Origin of the sequence: Lysobacter gummosus, from assembly GCF_001442805.1 — a bacterium.
GTDB lineage: Bacteria > Pseudomonadota > Gammaproteobacteria > Xanthomonadales > Xanthomonadaceae > Lysobacter > Lysobacter gummosus.
The window spans coordinates 3,893,353-3,917,580 of record NZ_CP011131.1 but is presented as its reverse complement, the minus strand read 5'-3'; the positions used below and the strand labels follow the sequence as shown (position 1 = coordinate 3,917,580).

Genomic DNA, 24,228 nt, shown 5'->3' with positions numbered 1-24,228 from the left:
CGCCGGCATTCATTCTCACCCGATGAGACGGCATTAGCTAAACTGCCCGATTAGCTCAATCGCGGGCAGCACGATGGACGACACCCCCCAGTCCTCCGGTTTCCAATTGATCTCGCCGTATTCGCCGGCCGGCGACCAGCCGCAGGCGATCGAAAAGCTGGTGCAGGGCTTCGAGAGCGGTTTGGCGCAGCAGACCCTGCTCGGCGTGACCGGCTCGGGCAAGACCTACACCATCGCCAACGTGGTCCAGGCGGTGCAGAAGCCGACCCTGGTGATGGCGCCGAACAAGACCCTGGCGGCGCAGCTGTACGGCGAGTTCAAGGCGTTCTTCCCGCATAACGCGGTCGAGTATTTCGTCAGCTACTACGACTACTACCAGCCCGAGGCCTATGTGCCGTCGAGCGACACCTTCATCGAGAAGGACAGCTCGGTCAACGAGCACATCGAGCAGATGCGGCTGTCGGCGACCAAGGCCCTGCTGGAGCGGCGTGATGCCCTGATCGTGTGCACCGTCTCGGCGATCTACGGCCTGGGCGATCCGAACGAATACTTCCGCATGGTCCTGCACATGGTGCGCGGCGAGCGCATCGATCAGCGCGAGTTGATCCGCCGCCTCACCGAAATGCAGTACGACCGCAACGACACCGAGCTGCGCCGCGCCACCTACCGGGTGCGCGGCGAGGTCATCGACGTGCACCCGGCCGAAAGCGACGCCCAGGCGCTGCGGATCGAGCTGTTCGACGGCGAGATCGAGAACCTGACCATCTTCGATCCGCTGACCGGCGAAACCCTGGAAAAAGTGCCGCGTTACACGATCTACCCCGGCTCGCACTACGTCACCACCCGCCGCACCGTGCTCGATGCGATCGAGACGATCAAGGAAGAGCTGCGCGAGCGCCTGGAATACCTGTACGCCAACAACAAGCTGGTCGAGGCGCAGCGCCTGGCCCAGCGCACCCAGTTCGACCTGGAAATGCTGGCCGAGGTCGGCTTCTGCAACGGCATCGAAAACTACTCGCGGCATCTGAGCGGGCACATGCCCGGCGAGCCGCCGCCGTGCCTGTTCGACTACCTGCCGCCCGATGCGCTGCTGGTGGTCGATGAATCGCACGTCACCATCCCGCAGATCGGCGCGATGTACAAAGGCGACCGCTCGCGCAAGGAAACCCTGGTCGAATTCGGTTTCCGCATGCCCTCGGCGCTGGACAACCGGCCGCTGCGGTTCGAGGAGTGGGAAGGGCGCTCGCCGCGCGCGATCTACGTATCGGCCACGCCCGGGCCGTATGAGCTGCGCAAGTCGGAAGGGCAGATCACCGAACTGCTGGTGCGGCCCACCGGCCTGATCGATCCGGTGGTCGAGATCCGCCCGGTCGGCACCCAGGTGGACGATGTGCTCGGCGAAATCCGTGAGCGCGTGGCGATGGGCGATCGCGTGCTGATCACTACCCTGACCAAGCGCATGTCCGAGAACCTGACCGAGTACCTGGGCGAGCATGGGGTCAAGGTGCGTTACCTGCACTCCGACATCGAGACCGTGGAGCGCGTGGAAATCATCCGCGATCTGCGCCTGGGCAAGTTCGACGTGCTGGTCGGCATCAACCTGTTGCGCGAAGGCCTGGACATGCCCGAGGTGTCGCTGGTGGCGATCCTCGACGCGGACAAGGAAGGTTTCCTGCGTTCGACCGGTTCGCTGATCCAGACCATCGGCCGCGCCGCGCGCAATCTGCGCGGCAAGGCGATCCTCTACGCCGACCGCATCACCAACTCGATGCAGCGCGCGATCGAGGAAACCGACCGCCGCCGGCAGAAGCAGGTCGACTACAACCAGGAGCACGGCATCACGCCGAAGTCGGTGGACAAGGCGGTGACCGACATCATGGAGGGCGCGCGGGTCGATCCCGAGGCGCTCAAGGCGCGCGGCAGGGCCCGCAAGGCGGCCGAGGAAACGGCCGAATACGCCGCGCTCAGCCCGTCCCAGTTCGCGGCCAAGATCAAGCAGCTGGAGCAGCAGATGTACCAGCACGCGCGCGATCTGGAGTTCGAGCAGGCCGCGGCGACGCGCGATCAGCTGCGCAAGCTCAAGGACGCCGGCTTCGGCGCCTGAGGGCGGTCCGCGGCCGCGGCGCCGGCGGCGGGAAAAGGCTTGTAGGCCGCCGTCGCGTGGGCTACACTGCGCGCCCTTCGCCGGGAAGTTGAAACAAGTCGGCGACGGGCGGTTAGCTCAGCGGTAGAGCACTACCTTGACATGGTAGGGGTCACAGGTTCGAACCCTGTACCGCCCACCACATAAGTGGTCAAACGGCGTGGCCTTATAGGTCGCGCCGTTTGCTTTTGCGGGATCGCATTGCGGCGGCGGCGACCGGCCGCCCTCGTTCGCATCTCCCGGCTCCGCGCGGCCCCCAGCATCCCTGACGCTGATCGGGAGCGATATCGGCGGGGCGCCCCCTGCGCGTTCGCCGATCCAGGCCCCTCGCCGCCGATGGCGGCACGCGAGTCGCGCCTCGCCGCCGGATACGCATCCGGGCATCGGTATCTGCGATGCCATTATCAGAATTTCGGGGGTAAAAATAGGCCAGATTGCCGACTTTGGCTTGGCTGGCTTTACCCGAAATGGCGGTTTGTGTTTGATTTGCCTGGAATTACGTATTTTCGGTGCCGAAATAGCCGCATAACATGCCGAAAATCGCCTTGATGCCTGTGTCTGGAGGCACCTATTCTCGGGCTGCGGTAATCCGCCGCAACATGCTAAGGAGTAGGCAATGTCCCAGGTTGAAGAGACCCGACTGATCGGTCGCAAGGTCGCTGTCGAAACCCCGGTATTGGACGTTCCCGGCAACAGCGCCACGTTCGCCACCGCGTCGACGGTCCGCCGCACGGCGCCGACGAACGAGATCGATTTCGCCGACAACGGCGACCAGATCCCGTAAGCCGATCGATTCGGTTTGCCAGATGATCGGGCCAGAGGTGGCTTCACCTCTGGCCCTTTTGTATGCGCCGGATCCTGTTCGCGGCGGACATCGCCGACGCGCGCCGACGGCCGGTCCGGACAGGTGTCTGGACCGGCGCGCACTCACTCGCGCATCTCGAACGTGCGCGGCAGGGCCACGTGGCGGCTTGGGTTGGGCAGGTTGCCGCCGTCGGCCTGGGTGGTTTCCCAGTATTCGCGATAGCGGTACGCCGGCGCGCGCCAGTCGTAGACGAAGCGCGGATCGCGGCTGCGCAGGAAGCGGACGAAGCAGTCGAGCAGCTGCAGATCGGGATTGATGCCTTCCAGCCAAAGGAACTGGCCCATCTCGTTGACTTCGAGAAACACGTAGTCGCCGGCGGTGGTGACGACGATATCGATGCAGCCGAACACCAGCCCCAGCCGCTCCATCAGCGCCAGGCACCGCGCCTCGACCTCGGCCGGCATGGCGTAGCGCTCGCAGCCCATGTTTTCGTCGAAATCGTTGGCGCGCCAGTCGGTCAGATAATTGCCGTCGCGCTGCGATTTGATCTTGGCCGCCACCACCGTGCGGCCCATCACCGTGACCCGCAATTCGTAGCGCTTGTCGAGCAGGGTCTGGTAGATGCCCGGTGCGTTCGACAGCGAGCCGTCGTTGCGCAGCAGCTCTTCGTTGAGGATCGAGGTGAAGGTGGCGTGCGAGGTTTCTTCCCCGACCCAGGCCGCGCCGGTGATCGGCTTGTAGACGACCTTGCCGCCGTGCTCGCGGAAGAATCCCCGGATCTGTTCGGGATCGTTGGAAAACAGGCTCAGCGGAGTCTTCAGGCCGACCGCGGCGGCGTTCATCAGCTGCACGACTTTGCGGTCGGCGCGCGATTTGGCCTGCACCGAATTGACCCAGAAGCGCGGACGCTCGTCGAGCAGATTGATCGCCGAGCGCACGAACTCGTTGGATTCCACCTGCGAAAAACGCGTGTCGGCCGGGTGCAGATCGGACGAGGCGGCCGGTTGATACCAGCGCCGCAGCCACACCGTCTCGATGTCCTGGGCCTGAAAGTCGTGACGATGCTGGGTGCAGTACAGCGAAATCCCGGGCGCGGCCGCGCTGAGCGGCGAGTCGCCGCCGATGCGCAAGCTCACGTGGTGCTTCTGCGGAAAATCGTGCGTGTACCAGATATGGACCGGCTCGCCCTCGACGTCCAGCGCCCAGGCCACGGCCTGAGCGTGCTGGTCCCACGGGTCGGCGACTATCAATGTCGTCATGGTTGTCCTTTTTCGCTGCGGTTCGGGTGGGACTGCGGAGCGGGGGTATCGTCCTGGCGCTGCTGCATCGTCCACAGCATCGCGTAGCGGCCGCGCGCGGCCAGCAGAGCGGTGTGGGTGCCACGCTCGACGATGCGGCCGTGATCGAGCACGAGGATTTCGTCGGCATCGATCACCGTGGACAAGCGATGTGCGATGACCAGAGTGGTGTGGCCGCGCGCGGCATTGCGCAGTTCCAGCTGGATGCCGCTCTCGGTTTGCGTGTCCAGCGCCGAGGTGGCTTCGTCGAAGATCAGGATCGCCGGGTCTTTAAGCAGGGTGCGGGCGATGGCGATCCGTTGTTTTTCGCCGCCCGACAGCTTGAGCCCGCGCTCGCCGACGTTGGTGTCGTAGCCCTGCGGCAAGCTTTCGATGAAGTCGTGCACATGCGCGGCCCGGGCCACGGCGACCACCTCCTCGCGGCTGGCGCTGGGGCGGCCGTAGGCGATGTTGTAGTACAGCGAATCGTTGAACAGCACCGTGTCCTGCGGTACCACCCCGATCTGGGTGCGCAGCGAATCCTGGCCGACCTCGCGCAGATCCTGGCCGTCGATCGACACCCGCCCGGCATCGACGTCGTAGTAGCGGTACAGCAGCCGCGCCAGGGTCGATTTGCCGGCCCCGGTGGTGCCGACCACGGCCAGGGTCTTGCCCGGCGCGATGACGAAATCGACATCGCGCAGCACTTGCCGCTTGCCGTCGTAGGAGAACCAGACCCGCTCGAATTTCACCTCGCCGCCGCGTATCACCAGCTCCGGCGCGGGCACGGGGTCGCGCACTTCGATCGGCTCGTCGAGCAGCACGAACATGCGTTCCAGATTCGACAGGGTCTGCTTGGTCTCGCGGTAGATCATGCCCAGATAGCTCAGCGGCGCGGCGAGCTGGATCAGGAAGGCGTTGACCAGCACCAGATCGCCCAGGGTCATGCGCCCGGCGATGACGCCTTCGGTCGCGCGCCACACCAGCAGGGTCAGGCCGATGGCGACGATCGCCGCCTGGCCGATGCCGAGCAGCGACAGCGTCTTCAGGCTCTTGACCGCGGCTTCCTCGAGTTCGCGCAGGCTGCTGTCGAAGCGCTGCGCTTCGTAGCGCTCGTTGTTGAAGTATTTGACGGTTTCGTAGTTCAGCAGCGAATCGACCGAATTGGCGTTGGCCTCGGTGTTGGCCTCGTTCATGGCCCGGTAGTAGCGCAACCGCCATTCGGTCATGTGCACGGTGAAGGCGACGTAGGCCACCAGGGTGCCCAGGGTGATCACGGCGAAGCTGGTGTCGTAGCGCCCGATCAGGATCGCCGAGATCAGCACCACTTCCAGTACCGTGGGCAGCACCAGGTACAGCATGGTGTCGAGCAGTTCCGAGATCGACGACATGCCGCGTTCGAGATCGCGGGTGATGCCGCCGGTGCGGCGGTCGAGGTGGAACCGCAGGCTCAGCGCGTGCAGATGCGAAAATACCCGCAGAGTGATCTCGCGCGAGGTCCGCGCCAGCACCCGCGCGAACACGATGCCGCGCAATTCCTGGAGCACCGAGGTAGACAAGCGCAACGCGCCGTAAGCCATCAGCAGCAGGGCGGGGACGGTCAGCGGGGTGGGTTTGTGATCGAGCGTGTCGATCAGTTGCTTGAGCAGCAGCGGCACCCCGATCGTCGCCAGTTTGGTGCCCACCAGCAGGCTCAGGCCGAGCAGCACCCGCCAGCGGTAGAACCACACCGTGGGCAGCAGGCGGCGGAAAATCGCGATCGTGCCGGCGTTGGAGGCGTTCGCAGTGGCGCTCATCGAGGGCCCGAGAGAGGTTGGCGGCCGGCCCGTCGCGCCGGTCGCCGAACGGGCTGCTACCGGCGTCGCCGGTGCCCTTCGCGCTTCCTTCGCGTCCCCGTTGCGGAGGCCGTCCTTGTCGCGTTCCACGGTACTCCAAGCCCCGCGGCTTGCCTATCTTGGCGGCATTGTCGATGCAAGGCGCTGTGACGGCGGTTGACTTGCCCGGCGGCGTACCCAAATATGAGCGAATCGGATCGCCGCATTCCGCCGCGATCGAACCCGAGGTGGCCCGCGAACCCGCCGGCCGAGCGTGCGACATGGACACTACCTGCGCCCATCGCTGAATCGCCCGAGGCTCCCGCAAGCGCAGGCGCCCTCGTGGCGCTTTTTTCTTGCCGCCGATGGCCCGGCGATGTCCGGCTGAGGTTCACCGCGCCAGCGCGTCCGTTCGATCCGTAACGCCGCACCGAATCCCGGTTTCCCGCCGCCGCCGCAGGTCCGACCCCGCAAGGTCGCCGCCGGCCGGCGCGGCCGCTCACCGCAACGTTTCCGCCTACGAAGACCCCGCCATGATCGCCATTACGCTCCCCGACGGCAGCCGCCGCGAATTCGAACAACCCGTATCCGTCATGGACGTCGCCGCCTCGATCGGCGCCGGCCTGGCCAAGGCCACCGTCGCCGGCGAAGTCGATGGCAAGCTGGTCGATGCCAGCGACCGCATCGACCACGACGCCAAGCTGCGCATCATCACGCCCAAGGACCCCGAGGGCGTCGAGATCATCCGCCACTCCTGCGCCCACCTGGTCGGCCACGCGGTCAAGCAGCTGTACCCGACCGCGAAGATGGTGATCGGCCCGGTCATCGACGAAGGCTTCTACTACGACATCTGGTACGAACGCCCGTTCACGCCGGAGGATCTGGCCGCGATCGAAGCGCGCATGGTCCAGCTGATCGACAAAGACTACGACGTGATCAAGAAGGTCACCCCGCGCGCGGAAGTCATCGAAGTGTTCGCCTCGCGCGGCGAGGACTACAAGCTGCGCCTGGTCGAGGACATGCCGGAAGAAAAGGCCATGGGCCTGTACTACCACGAGGAATACGTGGACATGTGCCGCGGCCCACACGTGCCCAATACGCGCTTTCTCAAGGCCTTCAAGCTCACGCGCATCTCCGGCGCGTACTGGCGCGGCGATTCCAAGAACGAACAGCTGCAGCGCATCTACGGCACCGCCTGGGCCGACAAGAAGCAACTGGCCGCCTACATCCAGCGCGTGGAAGAGGCCGAGAAGCGCGACCACCGCAAGATCGGCAAGCAGCAGGACCTGTTCCACCTGCAGGAAGAAGCCCCGGGCCTGGTGTTCTGGCATCCCAAGGGCTGGTCGGTGTGGCAGGTGGTCGAGCAGTACATGCGCAAGGTCTATCGCGACAGCGGCTACGGCGAAGTGCGCTGCCCGCAGATCCTCGACGTGTCGCTGTGGCAGAAGTCCGGCCACTGGGACAACTACAAGGAGAACATGTTCTTCACCGAGTCGGAGAAGCGCACCTACGCGATCAAGCCGATGAACTGCCCGGGCCACGTCCAGGTGTTCAACCAGGGCCTGCACAGCTACCGCGACCTGCCGATCCGCTACGGCGAATTCGGCGCCTGCCATCGCAACGAGCCCTCCGGCGCGCTGCACGGCATCCTGCGCGTGCGCGGCTTCACCCAGGACGACGGGCACATCTTCTGCCTGGAAGACCAGATCGAGGCCGAAGTGACCGCGTTCCACCAGCAGGCGCTGGCGGTCTACCAGCACTTCGGCTTCGAAGAGATCCAGATCAAGATCGCCCTGCGGCCGGACTCGCGCCTGGGCGACGACGCCACCTGGGACAAGGCCGAAACCGCCCTGCGCAGCGCCCTGTCGGCCTGCGGGGTAGAATGGCAGGAGCTGCCGGGCGAGGGCGCCTTCTACGGCCCGAAGATCGAATACCACCTCAAGGACGCGATCGGCCGGACCTGGCAGCTGGGCACGATGCAGGTCGATTTCATGATGCCGGGCCGTCTGGGCGCGGAATACGTGGACGAACACAGCCAGCGGCGGACGCCGGTCATGCTGCACCGGGCCATCGTCGGCTCGATGGAGCGTTTCATCGGAATCCTGATCGAACACCACGCCGGCCAGTTCCCGGCCTGGCTGGCCCCGGTCCAGGCCACGGTCATGAACATCACCGACGCCCAGGCCGATTATGTGGCCGACGTCCGGAAACTCCTTGCAAATCAAGGGTTCCGGGTTGAGGCCGATTTGCGGAACGAAAAAATCGGCTATAAGATTCGCGAGCACACGCTGCAGCGCGTGCCGTACCTGCTTGTGGCCGGAGACCGCGAGAAGGAAAATGGCATGATTGCGGTGCGCACGCGGGCTGGGGAAGACCTGGGGACGATGACCGTCGCCGAGTTCGCCTCGCGTTTGAACGGCGAGTCGGCCTGCTAACCGCGCGCAGCCAGCAACAGATCCCGTCCCGGTGCCAGTCCGGGACGGCCTGAATCACTTTGGAGATCCAACAATCAGTACCCCCGAGAAGCCGAATCGAAAGAACCAGGAAATCCGCGTACCGCGAGTGCGCGTGATCGGCAGCGATGGCGAGATGATCGGCGTGCTCACGCGCGACGAAGCGCTGCGCATGGCCGAGGACGAAGCCCTGGATCTGGTCGAAATCCAGCCGAATGCCGATCCGCCGGTCTGCAAGATCATGGACTTCGGCAAGTTTCGCTTCGAGCAGCAGAAGAAGGCCAACGAGGCCAAGAAGAAGCAGAAGCAGGTCGAGATCAAGGAACTCAAGTTCCGCCCGGTCACCGATGAAGGCGACTACCAGATCAAGCTGCGCAACATGCGCCGTTTTCTGGAAGAGGGCGACAAGGTCAAGGTCAACATCCGCTTCCGTGGCCGCGAGATGAGCCATCAGGAACTCGGTCGCGAAATGGCGGCCCGGATCGAGGCCGATCTCGGCGACGACATCGTGGTCGAATCGCGTCCGCGCCTGGAAGGGCGGCAGATGGTCATGATGATCGCGCCGAAGAAGAAGATCTGAGTTACCGCAAGGGCCGCGTTCGCGGCCCTTGTTTTTTGCGAGACGAAAGGGTCGCGCTTGCGGCTTCTTTCGTTGGGCAGGTGGGGAGAGCGGCGTTCGCGCCCCTTGTTTTTAGTGGCGCGCGCAACCGCGGCCCGGGTTTCATAAGGAATTGGGCATGCCACGTCGTTGGACATCCTGGATTGTGGCCTCCATCGCCATGTTCGCGCTGACCGCCGCGCGTTATCCGACCGAACTCGACCGTCCGGTGCTGGCCGGGGTTGCGTCGTTCTCTTTCAGCGACCGCCGCCGGCCCGTGCAACTTGAGTCGGCGTTCGAATCGAAGTTCATCACCAAGTGTTCCTTCTACGCGATACGCATCGGCGGTCAGGACATCGCGCCCGAGCCGGCCTCGGTCGTCCGGTCGGCACTGGTCGAGCGCTTCGCGGACAAGCTGGCGGGGCGTTCGGTGGAACTGGCGGACTTCGTCGTCCACCTCAACACCGCCGCCGGTTATCGCGCTATGCAGGGGCGCCTGGTCACCGGATATCTCGCCGACAAGCTCAACGACCAGGACAAGACCGGCTGCGCCGACGACGACACGCTCGGCAGCTACCGGATGTCCGAGATCGGTTCGCGCAAGGCGCCGATCATCGTGGTGATCAACCTTCGTATCGACGGCCGGCCCTTCCATGCCCGAGCGATCGCCGCTTACGAGGCCACCGGCAGCGGCCAGGGACTGGTAATGCCGCCGGGCAAGAAAGCCCGGGACGACGAGCGCGCGCTTTGGAACCGCACGGTCTCGGCGGTCGTGGCTCAGGCGCTGGCCCGGTTGGGCGATGCCATCGACACCGGTCTGTTCGGCGCCCCGGCCGCGCCGGCGCCCGCGCAGCCGGCGGTCCTGACCCCGACTCCGGTCGAGTCTCCGGCGGGATTCTAAACCGCTGATTTGCATCGGGTTGCCAAGCTGCGCATAATGTGCGGCCCGGTTCTCCGGGTTTGCAGTACGTTGCATCACGGACCTGTTGTAGATCTGTTTTAGATCAACGACTTACAAGCCGGCAAGGGCAGGACGGAAAGAGTGGCCGCGCGCAAGCGCACCGGTGCCACCGCCCAGGCCAGTGACATAAACCTCCGAAAGGACATCGCAATGCCCAAGATCAAGACCAATCGGGCGGCGGCCAAGCGCTTCCGGAAGACTGCTTCCGGCAAGTACAAGTGCGGTCACGCCAACAAGAGCCACATCCTCACCAAGAAAGCGACCAAGCGGAAGCGCAACCTGCGGCAGACGAACCATGTTCGTGCCGAGGACGCTGGCCGTCTGGACCGCATGCTTCCGTATTTGTGAGGAGACTGAACAATGGCACGAGTTAAACGTGGTGTTACGGCGCGTCGCCGTCACAAGAAAATCCTGAAGCAGGCCAAGGGCTACTATCACGCCCGCCGCAAGGTCTTCCGCGTCGCCAAGCAGGCGGTCACGAAGGCTCTGCAGTACGCCTACATCGGCCGTAAGCAGAAGAAGCGCAATTTCCGTTCGCTGTGGATCACGCGTATCAACGCGGCGGCCCGCATCAACGGTCTGAGCTACAGCCGCTTCATGAACGGTCTGCTCAAGTCCGGCATCACCCTCGACCGTAAGGTGCTGGCGGACATCGCCGTGCACGACGCGAACGGTTTTGCGGCGCTGGCCGAAAAGGCGAAGAGCGCGCTCGCGGCTTAATGCGGATGCCTCCACGAGAGCCCGTGCATCCGTGCGCGGACTTTTAGAGAGGAACCTCGGCATGGGGAAGGGCGCAAGTCCTTCCCCATTGTCGTTTTAGAGTTTCAGAAATTGTCTTGTACTTCGCTCGATGGCGACGGATCGGATGACGATGGGAACCTTGACGATAAAAGGCTGGGACGAACATCCCGGCGACTGGGACGACGCGGACAGCCACGCGAACGCGGAATTGTCCAAACGCCTGCGCAGCGGATTCGCCGGCTCGCCGGCGGCGCGCAAGCAGTTGGAGCGCGACATCCGCGCGCGCAAGACGATGGTGATCACGACTATTCGTCCCGAGCACCTGGAAAGCGTCAGGCAGGTGCTGGAAACGATGGGCGCGGACGTGGTGCTGAGTTTTTCGGATGAAGGCTTTGACGATTGATCCGTGCCGGGACCGCGTCGCGGAACGGTGGGATCGGACGATGGCTCCGCGGCTTTGGGGCGACCGCATCGGCGAGAGGCCGATGCGCAATTCATTGAGGTTCGACAGGCGATGAGTGGAATCGAATCATTGACCCGGCAGGCGCTGGACGAAATCGCCGCGGCGTCTTCGTCGGATGCGATCGAAGCGCTGCGCGTGTCGCTGCTGGGCAAGTCCGGCAGCGTCACCGCCCAGCTCAAGCAGTTGGGCGCGTTGCCGGCGGAAGAACGCAAGAGCGCCGGCGAGGCGATCAACAAGGCGCGCGACGCGCTGACCACCGCGCTGGGCGAGCGCAAGCACGCGCTCGACAACGCCGCGCTCGACGCGCGCCTGGCGTCGGAAACCATCGACGTGACCCTGCCCGGTCTGGACGGGGTGCGTGGCGGCCTTCATCCGGTCAGCCGGACGATGGAACGCATGGCGGACATCTTCGGCCGCCTGGGCTTCGAACTCGCCGACGGCCCGGAGATCGAGGACGACTGGCATAACTTCGAAGCGCTGAACTTCCCCCCGCACCATCCGGCGCGGGCGATGCACGACACCTTCTACTTCGCGCCCGACAGCGCCGGCGTCGCGCGCCTGCTGCGCACCCACACCTCGGGCATGCAAGTGCGCTACATGCTGGACAACAAGCCGCCGCTGCGCATGATCGCGCTGGGCAAGGTGTATCGCAGCGACAGCGACCAGACCCACACGCCGATGTTCCACCAGTGCGAAGGCCTGCTGATCGACGAACACTCCAGCTTCGCCGATCTCAAGGGCACGCTGGCCGAATTCGTGCGCGCCTTCTTCGAGCGCGATTTCGAAATGCGCTTCCGCCCGAGCTATTTCCCTTTCACCGAGCCCTCGGCGGAAGTGGACATCGCCTGGCAGCAGCCCGACGGCAGCACGCGCTGGCTGGAAGTGCTGGGCTGCGGCATGGTTCATCCGAACGTGCTGCGCAACGTCGGCATCGATCCGGAGCGCTACACCGGCTACGCCTTCGGCATGGGCGTGGAGCGCCTGACCATGCTGCGCTACGGCGTGGACGATCTGCGCAGCTTCTTCGAGAACGATGTGAGGTTTCTCAGGCAGTTTGCTTGAGGGCGGGAATCGGGAATGGGGAATCGGGAATCGTAGGAGCGGCTCTGCTGCCTCCACGGGTCCGGCGCCACTTCCCGCTTTCGCCTAACGCCTTCCGATTCTCGATTCCCCATTCCCGATTCCCGGCCTTCCAATGAAATTCTCCGAAAACTGGCTCCGTCAACACGTCCCGACCGCCGCCACGCGCGAGCAACTCGCCGCGACCCTGACCGCGATCGGGCTGGAAGTCGAAGAGGTCACCGCGCTCGGCGCGGCGCTGGACGGCGTGGTCGTCGCGCGCATCGTCAGCGCGGAAAAACACCCCGAGGCCGATCGCCTGCAGGTATGCCAGGTCGATACCGGCGCCGGCATGGTGCAGATCGTCTGTGGCGCGCCCAACGCGCGCGCCGGACTGGTCGCGCCGCTGGCCACGGTCGGCGCCACGCTGCCCGGCGGCATCGCGATCAAGGCGGCCAAGCTGCGCGGCGTGGAATCCTTCGGCATGTTGTGTTCGGCGAAAGAGCTCGGCGTCGATGCCGACGCCTCGGGTCTGCTGGAACTGCCGGTCAACGCCGTCGTCGGCGCGCCGCTGGCGGAATTCCTCGGCCTGCCCGATGCCAGCATCGAGATCAAGCTGACCCCGAACCGCGCCGACTGCTTCAGCGTGCGCGGCATCGCCTTCGACGTCGCCGCCGCCACCGGCAGCGCCGTGGCCGCGCTCGATATCGCCCCGGTGCCGGCCGCGAGCGAGGCGACGATGCAGGTCGAACTCAACGCCGGCGCCGACGTGCCGCGTTACTGCGGCCGGGTGATCGAGGGCGTCGATGCGACCGCGCCGACCCCGGTGTGGATGGCCGAACGCCTGCGCCGCAGCGGCGTGCGTCCGGTCTCGCTGCTGGTGGACGTGACTCAATACGTGATGCTCGATATCGGCCAGCCCATGCACGCCTTCGATCGCGACACGCTGGCCGGCCCGGTCGGCGTGCGCCACGCGCGCGCGGGCGAGGTCACCAAGCTGCTCAACGGTCAGGACGTGACCCTGGACGAGCAGTTCCTGGCGATCACCGACGGCCGCGGCGACGCGCAGCGGGTGATCGCGCTCGGCGGGATCATGGGCGGCTTCGACAGCCGCGTCACCGACGCCACGCGCAACGTGTTTCTGGAGGCGGCGCATTTCGCGCCGGCGGCGATCATCGGCCGCGGCCGCAAGCTCGGCCTGCACACCGACGCCGGCCATCGCTTCGAGCGCGGCGTCGATCCGGAGCTGCCGCGCATCGCCATCGAATACGCCACGCGCCTGATCCTCGACATCGCCGGCGGCCGTCCCGGCCCGGTGATCGAAGCGGCGTTGCCCGAACACCTGCCGCAACCGCAGCCGGTCGCGCTGCGCCGCGCGCGCCTGGCGCGGGTGCTCGGCCTGACCGTGCCCGATGCCGAGGTCGAACGCATCCTGCAGGCGCTGGGCCTGGCGGTGGAGCGCAGCGACGACGGCTGGCACGTCACCCCGCCGAGCCGCCGTTTCGATATCGCGATCGAAGAAGACCTGATCGAGGAAGTCGCCCGCATCCACGGCTACGACGCGATCCCGACCACGCTGCCCGGCGGCGCCTCGCGCCTGGTGGCGCCGAGCGAAACCCGGGTCGATACCGCGACCGTGCGCCGCCAGCTGGCCGCGCGCGATTATCTGGAAGCGGTCAACTACGCCTTCGTCGATGCCGCCTGGCTAGAGCTGTGGCAGGCGGGCGAGGGCGCGGTGCCGCTGGCCAATCCGCTCAGCGCCGAGCTCGGCGTCATGCGCACGATGCTGCTGCCGGGCTTGGTTGCGGCGCTGGGCCGCAACGCCTCGCGCCAGCAGGACCGCGTGCGCCTGTTCGAGCTGGGCAACGTGTTCAGGCACAACCCGGATGGTTCGCCCCTCGAGACCCAGCGCGTGGCCGCCGCGGTCTGCGGCGCGGCCCATGCCGAGCAGTGGGGCGTGGGCGCCCGGCCAGTGGGATTCCACGACCTGCGCGGGGACCTCGACAGCCTTGCCGCAGCATCGGGCGCTCGCCTGGACTACCGCCCCTCGGCACAGGTTTGGGCGCATCCGGGGCGTTCGGCGGACATTTACCGCGTGGACGGCGGCCGCGAGCAGCGGCTGGGCTGGATCGGCCAGCTGCATCCGCGCCTGCAACGCGCGCTGGACCTGAAGCTGATTAACGACGGCGACGTGATCGCGTTCGAACTCGACCTCGGCCCGCTGGTCGAGCGTGCCATCCCGAAGGCCGGGGCGCAGTCCAAGTATCCGTCCGTGCGTCGCGATCGCGCCTTCATCGTCGCCGATTCGGTGCCGTGGGCGGCTATTCAGGCCACAGTACATGCCGCCGCCGGCCCCAGCCTGCGCGAGCTGGTGCTGTTCGACCGCTACCAGGGCAAGGGCGTGGAAACCGGATTCAAGAGTCTCGCTATGGGCTTGATTCTGCAGGATGAATCGCGCACCCTGACCGACCGGGATGTGGATACGGTGGTGGCTGAGGTGACGGCCGCGGTGGAGCGGGAACACGGCGCAAAATTGCGCGCCTGAACACGCACCGCCCGATCGCGATCCCAGCCCCGGTGTAGCGCAGAGGACAAAATGGCACTTACCAAAGCGGAAATGGCGGAGCGGTTGTTCGACGAAGTCGGGCTGAACAAGCGCGAGGCCAAAGAATTCGTCGATGCGTTCTTCGACGCGTTGCGCGAAGCGCTGGAGCAGGGCCGTCAGGTGAAGCTCTCGGGCTTCGGCAATTTCGATCTGCGCCGCAAGAACCAGCGGCCGGGCCGCAATCCGAAGACCGGCGAGGAAATACCGATCTCGGCGCGCACGGTGGTGACCTTCCGTCCGGGCCAGAAGCTGAAGGAACGCGTCGAGGCTTACAGCGGAGGCGAGCATGCTGGATCCGGGCAGTAACCGAGAATTACCGCCGATCCCGGCCAAGCGCTACTTCACCATCGGTGAGGTCAGCGAGCTGTGCGACGTCAAGCCGCACGTGCTGCGCTACTGGGAAACCGAGTTTCCGACCCTCAATCCGGTCAAGCGCCGCGGCAACCGTCGTTACTACCAGCGCCATGAGGTGCTGATGGTGCGGCAGATCCGCGGCCTGCTGTACGAACAGGGCTACACCATCGGCGGCGCGCGCCTGCGCCTGGAAGGCGAGGCCGGCAAGGACGAATCGGCGCTGAGTTCGCAGATCGTCAAGCAGGTCCGGATGGAGCTGGAAGAAGTCCTGCACCTGTTGCGGCGCTGAGGCGCGGGAATGGGGAACCGGCGCGAGCATCGTTGTTTTTCCCGATTCCCGATTCTCCATTCCCGATTCCCGCAACAAGCGGCTATACTTGCCGCCCGCTCGCAGCGAGCGGACATCGCAATACACGTCGGGGCGTAGCGCAGCCTGGTAGCGCATCTGCCTGGGGGGCAGAGGGTCGTCGGTTCAAATCCGGCCGTCCCGACCATTATTCGAGATGCAACGCGCAAACCCTGGCGAAAGCCGGGGTTTCGTGTTTTTGCGCATCAGGTTTTGCGGGCCGCGCCCCGCAGCGCGGCGCAATCGCAGGCTGTGCGAGCGTGGGCGGCGACAATGGCCTCAGGCCGTCGCGCCATACCCGAACCGGCAGGGCAGGATGCCGGCACTGCGAGGAAGCCCATGACCCCGACCCCTTTGGAAAAGACCGGCGAGTTCGAGCGCACCGACAACGGCTGGGTGCTCAAGTTCTGGACGCGCGAGGACGCGGGCCTGCGCCTGCATCACGAGGTCTTCGACGACACGCCGGCGCTGTTGCGGCGGATCTACGAGCTGTTCGGCCGCGGCGACGCCAGGCCGGTAGCCGCCTCGCCCCGCATCGCCGCCTGATTTCACAGTGGTCTGCGCCCGCGATGCATCGGGCCTGCGAACGGCCCATCGCTATCGGCAGGCCGTTTTCGTGGATTGATCCGCGCTTGGCCGGGATCGGCGGTGAGCGAGAAAAATCGTCGCCTACATCTGCCTCTACGGATCCTCGACCGTATACCCCGCATCGCGCAGCTTATCGAGCAGGCCGCCGCTCTCCAGCAGGTCCGATACCGGCAGCGTCGCGAAGCTGCTGTTGTTCTTCGCGATCGCCGCCTGCGCGCGTTCCAGCCATTGCGCGGTCACGCGCTGGCGCAGGTCGCCCAGGTTGAGGCGCTTGGCCACGCCGGTCTCGGCCAGCGCGTCCAGGCAGGTGCGGTACTGATCGCCCTGCGGCAGCGTGCGCAAGGTGGCGATGTCGCCGATCGCCCAGGCGTTGCCGCGCGCGCGCATCGATTCCAGGTCGCCTTCGATGCGCGCCATGGTCTTGGAGAAACATTCGCGATCGTCCAGCGCGCTGGCGGAAAACTCCTTCAGCGTCGCCTTCGGATCGTCGATCTTCAACGTCACCCGCGCCTCGGTGATCGGCACGTCGTGCTGCTTGGCGGCCTTCTCGACCACCGGCTGGACCACGCCCTTCAGGCTCATGCCCGATTGCTTGATCGCCGCCTCGTAGAGTTCCTGCGCGGCGAAGATCGGCCGCCATTTCTCCACCCCGCCGTCGCTGCCGATGTAACGCGCCTTCAGCGTGGACCAGCGCGCGTACAGGTCGGCCGGCACGACTTCCTGCAGGGTCTTGCCGTCGGGATTCTTGCGCGCCTTCAGCGCGGTCGGGATCAGCATCATGGTGCGGAACACGCCCAGCTCGGTGCCGAAGCTGACCGAGGGCGGGGCGATGACTTCCTGCGATTCGGCGATGGTCGCTTCGACAGTGCGCGACAGCCAGGTCATGTCCTTCGGCAGCGGGCTGAGGGTTCCCAGAATCCACAGCACGTGGCCGCCGCGCATGACCTTCCACATGCCCGGGCCGGGTTGTTCGCCGGTGACCACCAGGGTGTCCATGTCACGGATGGCGCCGGCGGGCGGGGACGGCGCGGTCTGCGCGATCGCGGCGCCGGGCAGCAGGCCGGTCAGGAAGAGGGCGATGAAGGCACGACGCATCCGTGGCGCTCCTGGGGGAAGGCGGGCAAGCCGGGGCTGGGCGGAAGCCGGATCGTAGCCGGTCGGTGGCGGCAACTGTGTACTGGTATGTAACCCGACCGCTGCGGCAAGGCGGCTTTGCGGCATCGATTCGATCACGAATGCGATACGGCGAGGTTTGCAAATGAGAACTATTGCCAATTAGACTGCCCGCTGGCCCGCCTGCGCGAGCGCCCGCCGGCCCGGCAGGATGCCGCCCGGCTCGGCCGTCCTTCGCTACCGATACCGCATGACCGACACTCTCGCCAATCCGGCTGCCGCGCCTGCGCCTCACGGCGCGCGCGCGCATGTTTCGCAACGAACGCACGCGAGCGCGTCGTCGGCCGCCGCCGGCGCGCCGGCGCGCAAACCGCGGGCGAAGCTGTCCTGGCGTTATCGCGGCGCGGTCGCGGTGCGGGCGATCGCCGCGAGCGTGATCGGTTATCTGGTCGCGTATGGATTCACCGCGTTCGGCACTTTGGTGTTGCCGTTCGCGCGCAGCGACAGGGTGGTTGCGGCAAGTTTGCTCTGCTTCTTCGTTTGGTGCGCAGCGGCGATGTACGCCTTCGCCGCGCGCAGCGCCTGGCGCGCATGCTGGGTGCTGACACTGTGGGCGGCGGCGATGTACGGCATCGCGGCGTTGTTCCCCGAAGCCGCGGCCCGGCCGTAAGGAGACGCGCATGAAGAATACGTTCTCGCAAGCGATGGCGTGGCTGCACACCTGGGCCGGGCTGGTGATCGGCTGGCTGCTGTTCGTGATCTTCGTCGGCGGCACCATCGCGTGCTTCGATAAAGAACTCACCCACTGGATGCAGCCTGCGCTGCACGGCCACGAGCGCAGCGCCGACAGCGTCAATCTGGCCAGCGCGGTCGAGCAGTTGCAGAAGATCGCCAAGCCGCATCCGCACGCGTATTACGTCACCTTGCCCGGTGAGCGCGGCAAGTCGCTGGACGGCGGCGTGTACTACGACGCGGGTACGCCGGATCTGGTGACGCTCGATCCGGCCAGCGGTCAGAAGATTCCCGAAACCGCCGGCGGCGAGTTCTTCTTCACTCTGCACTACAACCTGCATGCCCAAACCTGGGGCATGTACATCGTCGGCCTGGCCGGCATGTTCATGCTGATCGCGATCCTGACCGGCATCGTGATCCACAAGCGCATCTTCAAGGACTTCTTCACTTTCCGGCCGAAGAACGGCGGCCAGCGCGCGTGGCTGGACGGGCATAACGTCACCGGCGTGCTCGGGCTGCCGTTTCACTTGATGATCGCCTACACGGGCGTGGCGATCTTCGTCGCCAATTACATGCCGGCGGGCTTGTTCGCGGCCTACAACGGCGATGCGGAGAAATTCTTCGTCGAGGCCAGCGACAGCTATGAGCGGCCGGAGACGCACAAGGCGCTCAAGAGCATCTATCCGATCGACAAGCTGGTCGCCGACGCGCGCGCGCGCCTGGGGCAGCCGGTCACCTGGGTCAGCGTGCATCACCCCGACGACACCAGCGCGACGATTTCCTTCGGCGGCGACCACAGCCGCGACGTGGCCTGGAACTATCGCTCGGTGTTCTACGACGCCAACGACGGCAAGTTCCTGCACCAGTCCGGGCCGATGGCGCCGGGCTACCAGACCTATACCTTCATCGGCGGCATGCACATGGCGCAGTGGGGCGGCGGCGCGCTGCGCTGGCTGTACTTCGTCATGGGCATCGCCGGCTGCGTGATGATCGCCAGCGGCATGCAGGTGTGGGTGAGCAAGCGCGCGAAGAAGATCGCCGAGGCCGGCAACGTATCGGGCTATGCGCTGGTGCAGGCCTTGAACCTGGGCGTGGTCGGCGGCTTGCCGCTGGCGAGCGCGGCGATGGTGATCGGCAATCGTTTGATCCCCGCCGATGTCGCCGCGCGCGCCAACGCGGAGATCACCGTGTTCTGCGCGGTATGGATCGCCGCGACCTTGTACGCGGCGATTCCGGCGGTGCACAAGCGTGGCTGGGGCCAGTTCTTCGCGATCAACGCCGGCGCGTTCGCGTTGATTCCGCTGGTCAATTTCGCCACCGCGCCGAACAGCCATCTGTTCGCGACGATCGGTCGCGGCGATTGGTCGCTGGCGGCGGTGGATCTGACCGCGCTCGCGCTCGCCGCCGGCTTCGCCGCGCTGGCGCGGCATTCGTTCGTCAAGGCGCGCCTGCCGGCCGAAGCGCGCGAGCCGCGCCGCAACGATCGCGCCGGCGCCAACCAACCCGCGCTCGCGGATCGCTGAGGAGACGCGCGCATGCTGTGGTTGGGATTGTGTCTGGGCGTCGCGGCGTGGTGTCTGCTGAGTCTTGGGCTCGAAAAGCACCATCAGCAAGTGTTCGCGAGCGCGTTCAACGCCGGTCGCGCGCGCGCGCTGCGCGCCGGCGGCTGGCTGCTGCTGGCCGCGGTGTTCGCTTTGTTCGTCTATCGCCTGGGATGGGCGCAAGGCCCGATCTTCTGGTTCGCCGCGCTGATCGTATCGGCGCTGGCCTGGACCCTGCTGATGACGATGGCGCCGAAGGCGAGCATCAAGGTCGCCGCAATGGTGTTGCTCAGCGGGGTCGCTTCGATTCCGTTGTGGCTCGGCTGAGCCCGATCGCGGTTTTTTGCAGGAGGGGCTTCGGCCCCGATGCTTTTGTCTCAGATCACCCGATTGTCCGGCGACTTGAAACAAAAGCGTCGGGGCTGAAGCCCCTCCCACAATAGTGCTGTAGCGCTGCCCGGCTCAGCCGATCGCCGACTGCGCCTGCACCGCCGTCAACTGCGGCCAGCGCTTGAGTACCGAGGCGCGGATCGAAGCTACATCCAATCCGGCTTCGGCCAGCAGTTGCTCTCGGCTGGCGTGATGCTGGAATTCGTCCGGCAAGCCCAGGTGCAGCACGGGCAGGACGATGCCTTCGGCCGCGAGCAATTCGGCCACGCCGCTGCCGGCGCCACCGGCGACGACGTTGTCTTCGAGGGTGACGAAGCCTTCGTGCGTGCGCGCCAGTTCCAGGATCAAGGCGCGATCCAGCGGTTTGACGAAGCGCATGTTGACCACGGTCAGGCCGAGCTCGGCGGCGACGGCTTCGGCCGCCGGCACGATCGCGCCGAAGGCGAGCAGGGCGATGCGTGAGCCCTGCCGGCGCAGTTCGGCCTTGCCGATCGGCAAGGTGTCCAGGCCCGGCTGGATCGTCGTGCCGGGGCCGGTGCCGCGCGGGTAACGCACCGCGGCCGGACCTTCGTAACGATGGCCGGTGCTGAGCATCTTGCGGCATTCGTCTTCGTCGGCCGGCGCCATCACGACCATGTTCGGCACGCAGCGCAGATAGGACAGATCCAGGTTGCCGGCGTGGGTCGCGCCGTCCGGGCCGACCACGCCGCCGCGATCGATCGCGAACAGCACGTCGAGGTTCTGGATGGCGACGTCGTGCACCAGCTGGTCGTAGCCGCGCTGCAGGAAGGTCGAGTAGATCGCGACCACCGGCTTGGCGCCTTCGCAGGCCATGCCGGCGGCGAGGGTGACCGCGTGCTGCTCGGCGATGGCGACGTCGAAATAACGCTGCGGGTATTCCTTGCTGAAACGCACCAGGCCCGAGCCTTCGCGCATCGCCGGGGTGATGCCCATCAGGCGTTCGTCGGCGGCGGCCATGTCGCACAGCCATTCGCTGAAGATGTCGGTATAGGTCGGCTTCTTCGCGCCGGGCTTGCTGACCAGGCCTTTCTCCGGATCGAACGGGCCGACCGCGTGGTAACCGATCTGATCGTCCTCGGCCAGCTCGTAGCCTTTGCCCTTGGTGGTGATGATGTGCAGCAACTGCGGACCCTTGAGGCCCTTGAGCGTCTTCATCGCCGCGAGCAGGGCGGGCAGGTCGTGACCGTCGATCGGGCCGGTGTAGTGGAAGCCGACTTCCTCGAAGAACGTGGACGGCACGAACATGCCCTTCCAGTGCTCTTCCCAGCGGCGCACGAACTTGGCCGCGGGCTTGCGCTTGTCGCCGAGCAGCTTCTTGCCGCCTTCGCGGATCGCGTTGAGCGTGCGGCTGCCGGTGAGGCGGCCGAGCATCTTGGTCACGCCGCCGACGTTCTCGGAGATCGACATCTGGTTGTCGTTGAGGATCACCAGCAGGTTCGGTTCCGGATCGGTCATGCCGCCGGCGTGCGCCAGCGCTTCGAAGGCCATGCCCGCGGTCATCGCGCCGTCGCCGATCACCGCCACGATCTTGCGCTCGTCGTTCTTGCGCTGCGCGGCGATGGCCATGCCGAGCGCGGCCGAGATCGAGGTCGAGCTGTGGCCGACGCCGAAGGTGTCGTATTCGGATTCGTCGCGCTTCGGGAACGGGGCGACGCCGTCTTTTTGTTTGACGGTGTGGATCTCGTCGCGGCGGTTGGTGAGGATCTTGTGCGGATAGCACTGGTGGCCGACGTCCCACACCAGGCGGTCCACCGGCGTTTCGTACAGCCAGTGCAGGGCCACGGTGAGTTCGATGACGCCCAGGCCGGCGCCGAAGTGGCCGCCCACCAGGGCCACTTGTTCGATCAGGTAAGCGCGCAGTTCCTCCGCGATCGCCGGCAGCTCCTCTTCCGGGAAGCGGCGCAGGTCGGCGGGGGCCTGGATACGGGAAAGACGCGGGTAGCGCTGTGAATCGATCATCACGACCATCTGGCATTCAGCTAGTCGAGCATTGTCCTGCCACTGTGTGAGCCGGGCAAGAAGTGTGACGATTTGATGTTCACACTGGCGGACATGGCCAGAGTCGGCCTGTTGCGAGCGTGACCGCGGTCCGATTAAACCGGCGGCGCGTTCGCCGCCGTTGGCGTGCGTTGGGCGGCGTTGGCGGGGCTTGCGCGGCCGATGCCGGACGAGGCCCCTGCGACGCTGCGTCGCAGCCGGATCAGCGCCCGCGCAGGCGTCCGAACAGGCCGCCGGACTTGGCCGGCTCGACCGGAGTCGGATCGCCCTCGGGCTCGGCGAAGCCGGTGGCGAGGTTGGCGTTGATGAAATCGGCGACCTCGGCCTCGGTCACGCCGCTGGCTTCGGCGATTTCGCCCAGCGAGGCCGGCGCTTTCATCATCACCGTGGCGATGCGGAAGTGCTTCGGGTACTCGCGCTCGGTCTGCGGCCACTTGGTCATGCGGTAGCGGCGCGAGGGGTCGTAGCCCGGCGCCAGGCGGCCGTGGCCGGCGAGCAGGTTGCCGAACCACACCAGGCGGATCAGCGGCATCGGCGCGCCGAGCTGGGCGGCGGCGTTGTCCCACTGCGCGGCCGGCAGGATCTCGAATTCCGACGGTGCGAAGCCGCGCTCGAACAGGCCGGCCAGTGGCTTGAGCGCGGCCGGACCATGGTATTTGCGCTGATCGGCATCGATCAGAATGCGCTCGGCGCCATTGGCGACGCGCAACAGGCCGCGCAGGCGGCCGGGCACCAGCCAGTCGAGCATGCCGTCGCCGCTGAGGGTGACGGCGGGGGTGAGCGAAGAAGGCGGATTCAAGACGCCCACGCCCGTTGCCGCGGCCTGGGCCGGAGCGCGAGGCACGGCGGCGGGTGCCGCCGGTACCGCCGCGACGGGTGCAACCGCAGCAGGTGCGGCGATCGGAGTCGGAGCAGGCGCGGGAGTCGGCGCCGGGGCAGGAACCGCCGGAGCCGGGGCCGGAACCGAAGCCGCCGCCACCTGCGCGGCCGCCTTGGCCTGGGCCAGATCGGTCTGCAGCAGTTCGACCACCACATCCGGCAGCGCCGCGGTGGGGTCGGTGCGCGGCTGTTGCGGAATCTCCACCGTCGCCGGTACCACCGGCGCGGCGGCCGGGGGCGGCGTCGGCAGCGACTGGCCGCTCTGGGTCGCGATCTCGCCGAGCAGGCGGGCGATCGAGTCGGCGCTGAAAGGGTGCGCGAGCAGATAATCGGCCTGGGTGCGCTGCGCCGCGGTCAGCGCGACCACGGCCTTGCCCGAAGCGTGCAGGCGCAGCCAGCTCATCGGGCCGTACATGCTGTCCATGTCGACGACTACGAAGTCGGCCTGCTGTTCCGGCACCAGGGTCCAGTGACCCCCGAGTTGGGCATTGGCGACCTTGAAGGCCGTCTGCAAAGCAGACTCCGTCGCCGGGTCCATACCGGTCAGACCGAGGGTCAAAGGCATCTTGGTTACGTCCTGAAGTCGATGGCGATGAGTGTCCGGGACGACCGTAGTGTCGTCAACGAGCGTTATGCGTCGCATATGCGCGCGTATCGACACATTCTGTGTGTGCGAGCCCCGGATACTGCGACGCGCTTCACGACTTAAGCGTTAAGCCGCGCGTTCTTCGGCAACTGATTTTTCAAGAATGCCATCTGGTCGGCGAGGATGTTGCGGTTCGACAGGATCAAATGCTCGACCCAGCTCGGCCGGTACGGCACCGCCAGCAGCGGCATGCTCGCCTGCTGCGGGGTGCGGTTGCCCTTGCGCGAATTGCAGGCGAAGCAGGCGGCGACCACGTTCTCCCATATGTCGCGCCCGCCCTTGGACACCGGCACGACGTGATCGCGGGTGAGGTGCGGGCGATGGAAGTCGTGGCCGCAGTACATGCACAGATGGCCGTCGCGCGCGAACAACGCGGCGTTGGTCAGCGCGGGCGTTGGATCGAGCGCGCCGGGACGCGCGTGGCCGCGCGCGGCGACGATGGGATGCAGCTCGAGCACGCTGCGCTCGCCGGTGAAACGGTTGATGCCGCCGTGCACTTCCAGGCAGGGATCGCCGAGGGTCCAGGCGACCGCGCCGCGTGCGTACAGGCAGCTGGCCTCTTGCCAGTTCATCCAGTCGAGCACGCGCCCATGCGCATCGAGCGACAGCAGTCGCACCGAGTTGAGTCGTTCAAGGGCGTTGCGCGGGACGGCGCGCGGGCCGGTCCAGGGCGAGTAAGGATCGCCGACACCGGAGGCATC

General features: G+C 66.3%; 22 protein-coding genes and 2 tRNA genes. 18 read left to right on the top strand and 6 right to left on the bottom strand.

Translation table 11 applies throughout. The features are described 5' to 3' along the window. Positions 1 to 73: 73 nt before the first annotated feature. The 3 genes from uvrB to LG3211_RS26490 all read left to right on the top strand — a co-directional run bounded on the left by uvrB (position 74) and on the right by LG3211_RS26490 (position 2,927). The gene (gene uvrB / locus LG3211_RS16045) at positions 74 to 2,104 is read left to right on the top strand and encodes an excinuclease ABC subunit UvrB (protein WP_057943711.1); all 2,031 of its coding nucleotides are present in this window, start codon (positions 74 to 76) and stop codon (positions 2,102 to 2,104) included. A 106-nt stretch (positions 2,105 to 2,210) separates the two neighbouring features. Further along, positions 2,211 to 2,285 (top strand) — tRNA-Val (locus LG3211_RS16040). A gap of 474 nt (positions 2,286 to 2,759) precedes the next feature. Beyond that, a complete protein-coding gene (locus LG3211_RS26490; RefSeq protein ID WP_187313031.1) occupies positions 2,760 to 2,927 on the top strand; it encodes a hypothetical protein in 168 nt (55 codons plus the stop codon). Positions 2,928 to 3,070: 143 nt separating this feature from the next. On the opposite strand, the gene LG3211_RS16035 is transcribed toward LG3211_RS26490, so the two are convergent. Beyond that, positions 3,071 to 4,207: an MvdC/MvdD family ATP grasp protein gene (locus LG3211_RS16035; protein ID WP_057943710.1), complete on the bottom strand. Its 1,137-nt coding sequence runs from the start codon at positions 4,205 to 4,207 to the stop codon at positions 3,071 to 3,073. Continuing rightward, positions 4,204 to 6,021 (bottom strand): ABCB family ABC transporter ATP-binding protein/permease, encoded by a 1,818-nt coding sequence (locus LG3211_RS16030; protein WP_057943709.1) that lies wholly within the window; start codon positions 6,019 to 6,021, stop codon positions 4,204 to 4,206. Before LG3211_RS16030 ends, LG3211_RS16035 begins: the two co-directional genes overlap by 4 nt. A gap of 551 nt (positions 6,022 to 6,572) precedes the next feature. Here LG3211_RS16030 and thrS point away from each other — a divergent pair. The 12 genes from thrS (at position 6,573) to LG3211_RS15970 (ending at position 16,165) form a co-directional block, all read left to right on the top strand. Further along, the gene (thrS, locus tag LG3211_RS16025) at positions 6,573 to 8,474 is read left to right on the top strand and encodes a threonine--tRNA ligase (protein ID WP_057943708.1); all 1,902 of its coding nucleotides are present in this window, start codon (positions 6,573 to 6,575) and stop codon (positions 8,472 to 8,474) included. Positions 8,475 to 8,547: 73 nt separating this feature from the next. Then, positions 8,548 to 9,072 (top strand): translation initiation factor IF-3, encoded by a 525-nt coding sequence (gene infC, locus LG3211_RS16020; RefSeq protein WP_215057042.1) that lies wholly within the window; start codon positions 8,548 to 8,550, stop codon positions 9,070 to 9,072. Positions 9,073 to 9,229: 157 nt separating this feature from the next. Then, positions 9,230 to 9,991 (top strand): hypothetical protein, encoded by a 762-nt coding sequence (locus LG3211_RS16015; RefSeq protein ID WP_148648953.1) that lies wholly within the window; start codon positions 9,230 to 9,232, stop codon positions 9,989 to 9,991. 210 nt (positions 9,992 to 10,201) lie between these two features. Continuing rightward, complete coding sequence (gene rpmI / locus LG3211_RS16010; protein ID WP_027083463.1) at positions 10,202 to 10,399, top strand: 50S ribosomal protein L35; 198 nt, start codon at positions 10,202 to 10,204, stop codon at positions 10,397 to 10,399. Between the two features lie 12 nt (positions 10,400 to 10,411). Continuing rightward, on the top strand, positions 10,412 to 10,771 hold the full coding sequence (gene rplT, locus LG3211_RS16005) for a 50S ribosomal protein L20 (protein ID WP_057943706.1): 360 nt from the start codon (positions 10,412 to 10,414) through the stop codon (positions 10,769 to 10,771). Between the two features lie 151 nt (positions 10,772 to 10,922). Then, on the top strand, positions 10,923 to 11,195 hold the full coding sequence (locus tag LG3211_RS16000; protein ID WP_148648952.1) for a hypothetical protein: 273 nt from the start codon (positions 10,923 to 10,925) through the stop codon (positions 11,193 to 11,195). A gap of 111 nt (positions 11,196 to 11,306) precedes the next feature. Next, positions 11,307 to 12,317 carry a phenylalanine--tRNA ligase subunit alpha gene (pheS, locus tag LG3211_RS15995; RefSeq protein ID WP_057943704.1) on the top strand — a complete coding sequence of 337 codons (1,011 nt, stop codon included), beginning with the start codon at positions 11,307 to 11,309 and terminating at the stop codon, positions 12,315 to 12,317. A 133-nt stretch (positions 12,318 to 12,450) separates the two neighbouring features. Further along, complete coding sequence (pheT, locus tag LG3211_RS15990; RefSeq protein WP_057943703.1) at positions 12,451 to 14,859, top strand: phenylalanine--tRNA ligase subunit beta; 2,409 nt, start codon at positions 12,451 to 12,453, stop codon at positions 14,857 to 14,859. 51 nt (positions 14,860 to 14,910) lie between these two features. Further along, positions 14,911 to 15,225: an integration host factor subunit alpha gene (locus tag LG3211_RS15985; RefSeq protein ID WP_036101930.1), complete on the top strand. Its 315-nt coding sequence runs from the start codon at positions 14,911 to 14,913 to the stop codon at positions 15,223 to 15,225. Further along, entirely contained in the window at positions 15,206 to 15,562 is a 357-nt protein-coding gene (locus tag LG3211_RS15980) for a MerR family transcriptional regulator (RefSeq protein WP_057943702.1), read from the top strand. The genes LG3211_RS15985 and LG3211_RS15980 overlap by 20 nt, the downstream gene beginning before the upstream one ends. Positions 15,563 to 15,690: 128 nt before the next feature. Beyond that, positions 15,691 to 15,767, top strand: a tRNA-Pro gene (locus tag LG3211_RS15975). A gap of 191 nt (positions 15,768 to 15,958) precedes the next feature. Further along, positions 15,959 to 16,165, top strand: coding sequence for a hypothetical protein (locus LG3211_RS15970; protein ID WP_148648951.1), 207 nt, complete (start codon positions 15,959 to 15,961; stop codon positions 16,163 to 16,165). A gap of 135 nt (positions 16,166 to 16,300) precedes the next feature. On the opposite strand, the gene LG3211_RS15965 is transcribed toward LG3211_RS15970, so the two are convergent. Beyond that, the gene (locus tag LG3211_RS15965; RefSeq protein ID WP_057943700.1) at positions 16,301 to 17,302 is read right to left on the bottom strand and encodes a TraB/GumN family protein; all 1,002 of its coding nucleotides are present in this window, start codon (positions 17,300 to 17,302) and stop codon (positions 16,301 to 16,303) included. A gap of 268 nt (positions 17,303 to 17,570) precedes the next feature. On the opposite strand from LG3211_RS15965, the gene LG3211_RS15960 reads away from it, so the two are divergent. The 3 genes from LG3211_RS15960 to LG3211_RS15950 are packed head-to-tail and all read left to right on the top strand — an operon-like array spanning position 17,571 to position 19,920. Continuing rightward, positions 17,571 to 17,990 carry a DUF3649 domain-containing protein gene (locus tag LG3211_RS15960; protein WP_222837511.1) on the top strand — a complete coding sequence of 140 codons (420 nt, stop codon included), beginning with the start codon at positions 17,571 to 17,573 and terminating at the stop codon, positions 17,988 to 17,990. A gap of 10 nt (positions 17,991 to 18,000) precedes the next feature. After that, positions 18,001 to 19,575: a PepSY-associated TM helix domain-containing protein gene (locus LG3211_RS15955; protein ID WP_057943699.1), complete on the top strand. Its 1,575-nt coding sequence runs from the start codon at positions 18,001 to 18,003 to the stop codon at positions 19,573 to 19,575. A 12-nt stretch (positions 19,576 to 19,587) separates the two neighbouring features. Further along, a complete protein-coding gene (locus LG3211_RS15950; RefSeq protein ID WP_057943698.1) occupies positions 19,588 to 19,920 on the top strand; it encodes a DUF3325 domain-containing protein in 333 nt (110 codons plus the stop codon). 135 nt (positions 19,921 to 20,055) lie between these two features. Here LG3211_RS15950 and dxs read toward each other — a convergent pair whose 3' ends face one another. The 3 genes from dxs to LG3211_RS15935 form a co-directional block, all read right to left on the bottom strand. Further along, on the bottom strand, positions 20,056 to 21,963 hold the full coding sequence (dxs, locus tag LG3211_RS15945; RefSeq protein WP_057945529.1) for a 1-deoxy-D-xylulose-5-phosphate synthase: 1,908 nt from the start codon (positions 21,961 to 21,963) through the stop codon (positions 20,056 to 20,058). Between the two features lie 241 nt (positions 21,964 to 22,204). Then, positions 22,205 to 23,446 (bottom strand): hypothetical protein, encoded by a 1,242-nt coding sequence (locus tag LG3211_RS15940; protein ID WP_148648949.1) that lies wholly within the window; start codon positions 23,444 to 23,446, stop codon positions 22,205 to 22,207. A gap of 140 nt (positions 23,447 to 23,586) precedes the next feature. After that, the gene (locus LG3211_RS15935; protein ID WP_328230722.1) at positions 23,587 to 24,099 is read right to left on the bottom strand and encodes an HNH endonuclease; all 513 of its coding nucleotides are present in this window, start codon (positions 24,097 to 24,099) and stop codon (positions 23,587 to 23,589) included. Positions 24,100 to 24,228 lie beyond the last annotated feature (129 nt).

Coding starts and splice junctions, on each gene's coding strand:
- uvrB (WP_057943711.1), top strand. CDS start 74: ATGGACGACACCCCCCAGTCCTCCGGTTTCCAATTGATCTCGCCGTAT.
- LG3211_RS26490 (WP_187313031.1), top strand. CDS start 2,760: ATGTCCCAGGTTGAAGAGACCCGACTGATCGGTCGCAAGGTCGCTGTC.
- LG3211_RS16035 (WP_057943710.1), bottom strand. CDS start 4,207: ATGACGACATTGATAGTCGCCGACCCGTGGGACCAGCACGCTCAGGCC.
- LG3211_RS16030 (WP_057943709.1), bottom strand. CDS start 6,021: ATGAGCGCCACTGCGAACGCCTCCAACGCCGGCACGATCGCGATTTTC.
- thrS (WP_057943708.1), top strand. CDS start 6,573: ATGATCGCCATTACGCTCCCCGACGGCAGCCGCCGCGAATTCGAACAA.
- LG3211_RS16015 (WP_148648953.1), top strand. CDS start 9,230: ATGCCACGTCGTTGGACATCCTGGATTGTGGCCTCCATCGCCATGTTC.
- rpmI (WP_027083463.1), top strand. CDS start 10,202: ATGCCCAAGATCAAGACCAATCGGGCGGCGGCCAAGCGCTTCCGGAAG.
- rplT (WP_057943706.1), top strand. CDS start 10,412: ATGGCACGAGTTAAACGTGGTGTTACGGCGCGTCGCCGTCACAAGAAA.
- LG3211_RS16000 (WP_148648952.1), top strand. CDS start 10,923: ATGGGAACCTTGACGATAAAAGGCTGGGACGAACATCCCGGCGACTGG.
- pheS (WP_057943704.1), top strand. CDS start 11,307: ATGAGTGGAATCGAATCATTGACCCGGCAGGCGCTGGACGAAATCGCC.
- pheT (WP_057943703.1), top strand. CDS start 12,451: ATGAAATTCTCCGAAAACTGGCTCCGTCAACACGTCCCGACCGCCGCC.
- LG3211_RS15985 (WP_036101930.1), top strand. CDS start 14,911: ATGGCACTTACCAAAGCGGAAATGGCGGAGCGGTTGTTCGACGAAGTC.
- LG3211_RS15980 (WP_057943702.1), top strand. CDS start 15,206: ATGCTGGATCCGGGCAGTAACCGAGAATTACCGCCGATCCCGGCCAAG.
- LG3211_RS15970 (WP_148648951.1), top strand. CDS start 15,959: ATGACCCCGACCCCTTTGGAAAAGACCGGCGAGTTCGAGCGCACCGAC.
- LG3211_RS15965 (WP_057943700.1), bottom strand. CDS start 17,302: ATGCGTCGTGCCTTCATCGCCCTCTTCCTGACCGGCCTGCTGCCCGGC.
- LG3211_RS15960 (WP_222837511.1), top strand. CDS start 17,571: ATGACCGACACTCTCGCCAATCCGGCTGCCGCGCCTGCGCCTCACGGC.
- LG3211_RS15955 (WP_057943699.1), top strand. CDS start 18,001: ATGAAGAATACGTTCTCGCAAGCGATGGCGTGGCTGCACACCTGGGCC.
- LG3211_RS15950 (WP_057943698.1), top strand. CDS start 19,588: ATGCTGTGGTTGGGATTGTGTCTGGGCGTCGCGGCGTGGTGTCTGCTG.
- dxs (WP_057945529.1), bottom strand. CDS start 21,963: ATGATCGATTCACAGCGCTACCCGCGTCTTTCCCGTATCCAGGCCCCC.
- LG3211_RS15940 (WP_148648949.1), bottom strand. CDS start 23,446: ATGCCTTTGACCCTCGGTCTGACCGGTATGGACCCGGCGACGGAGTCT.
- LG3211_RS15935 (WP_328230722.1), bottom strand. CDS start 24,099: ATGAACTGGCAAGAGGCCAGCTGCCTGTACGCACGCGGCGCGGTCGCC.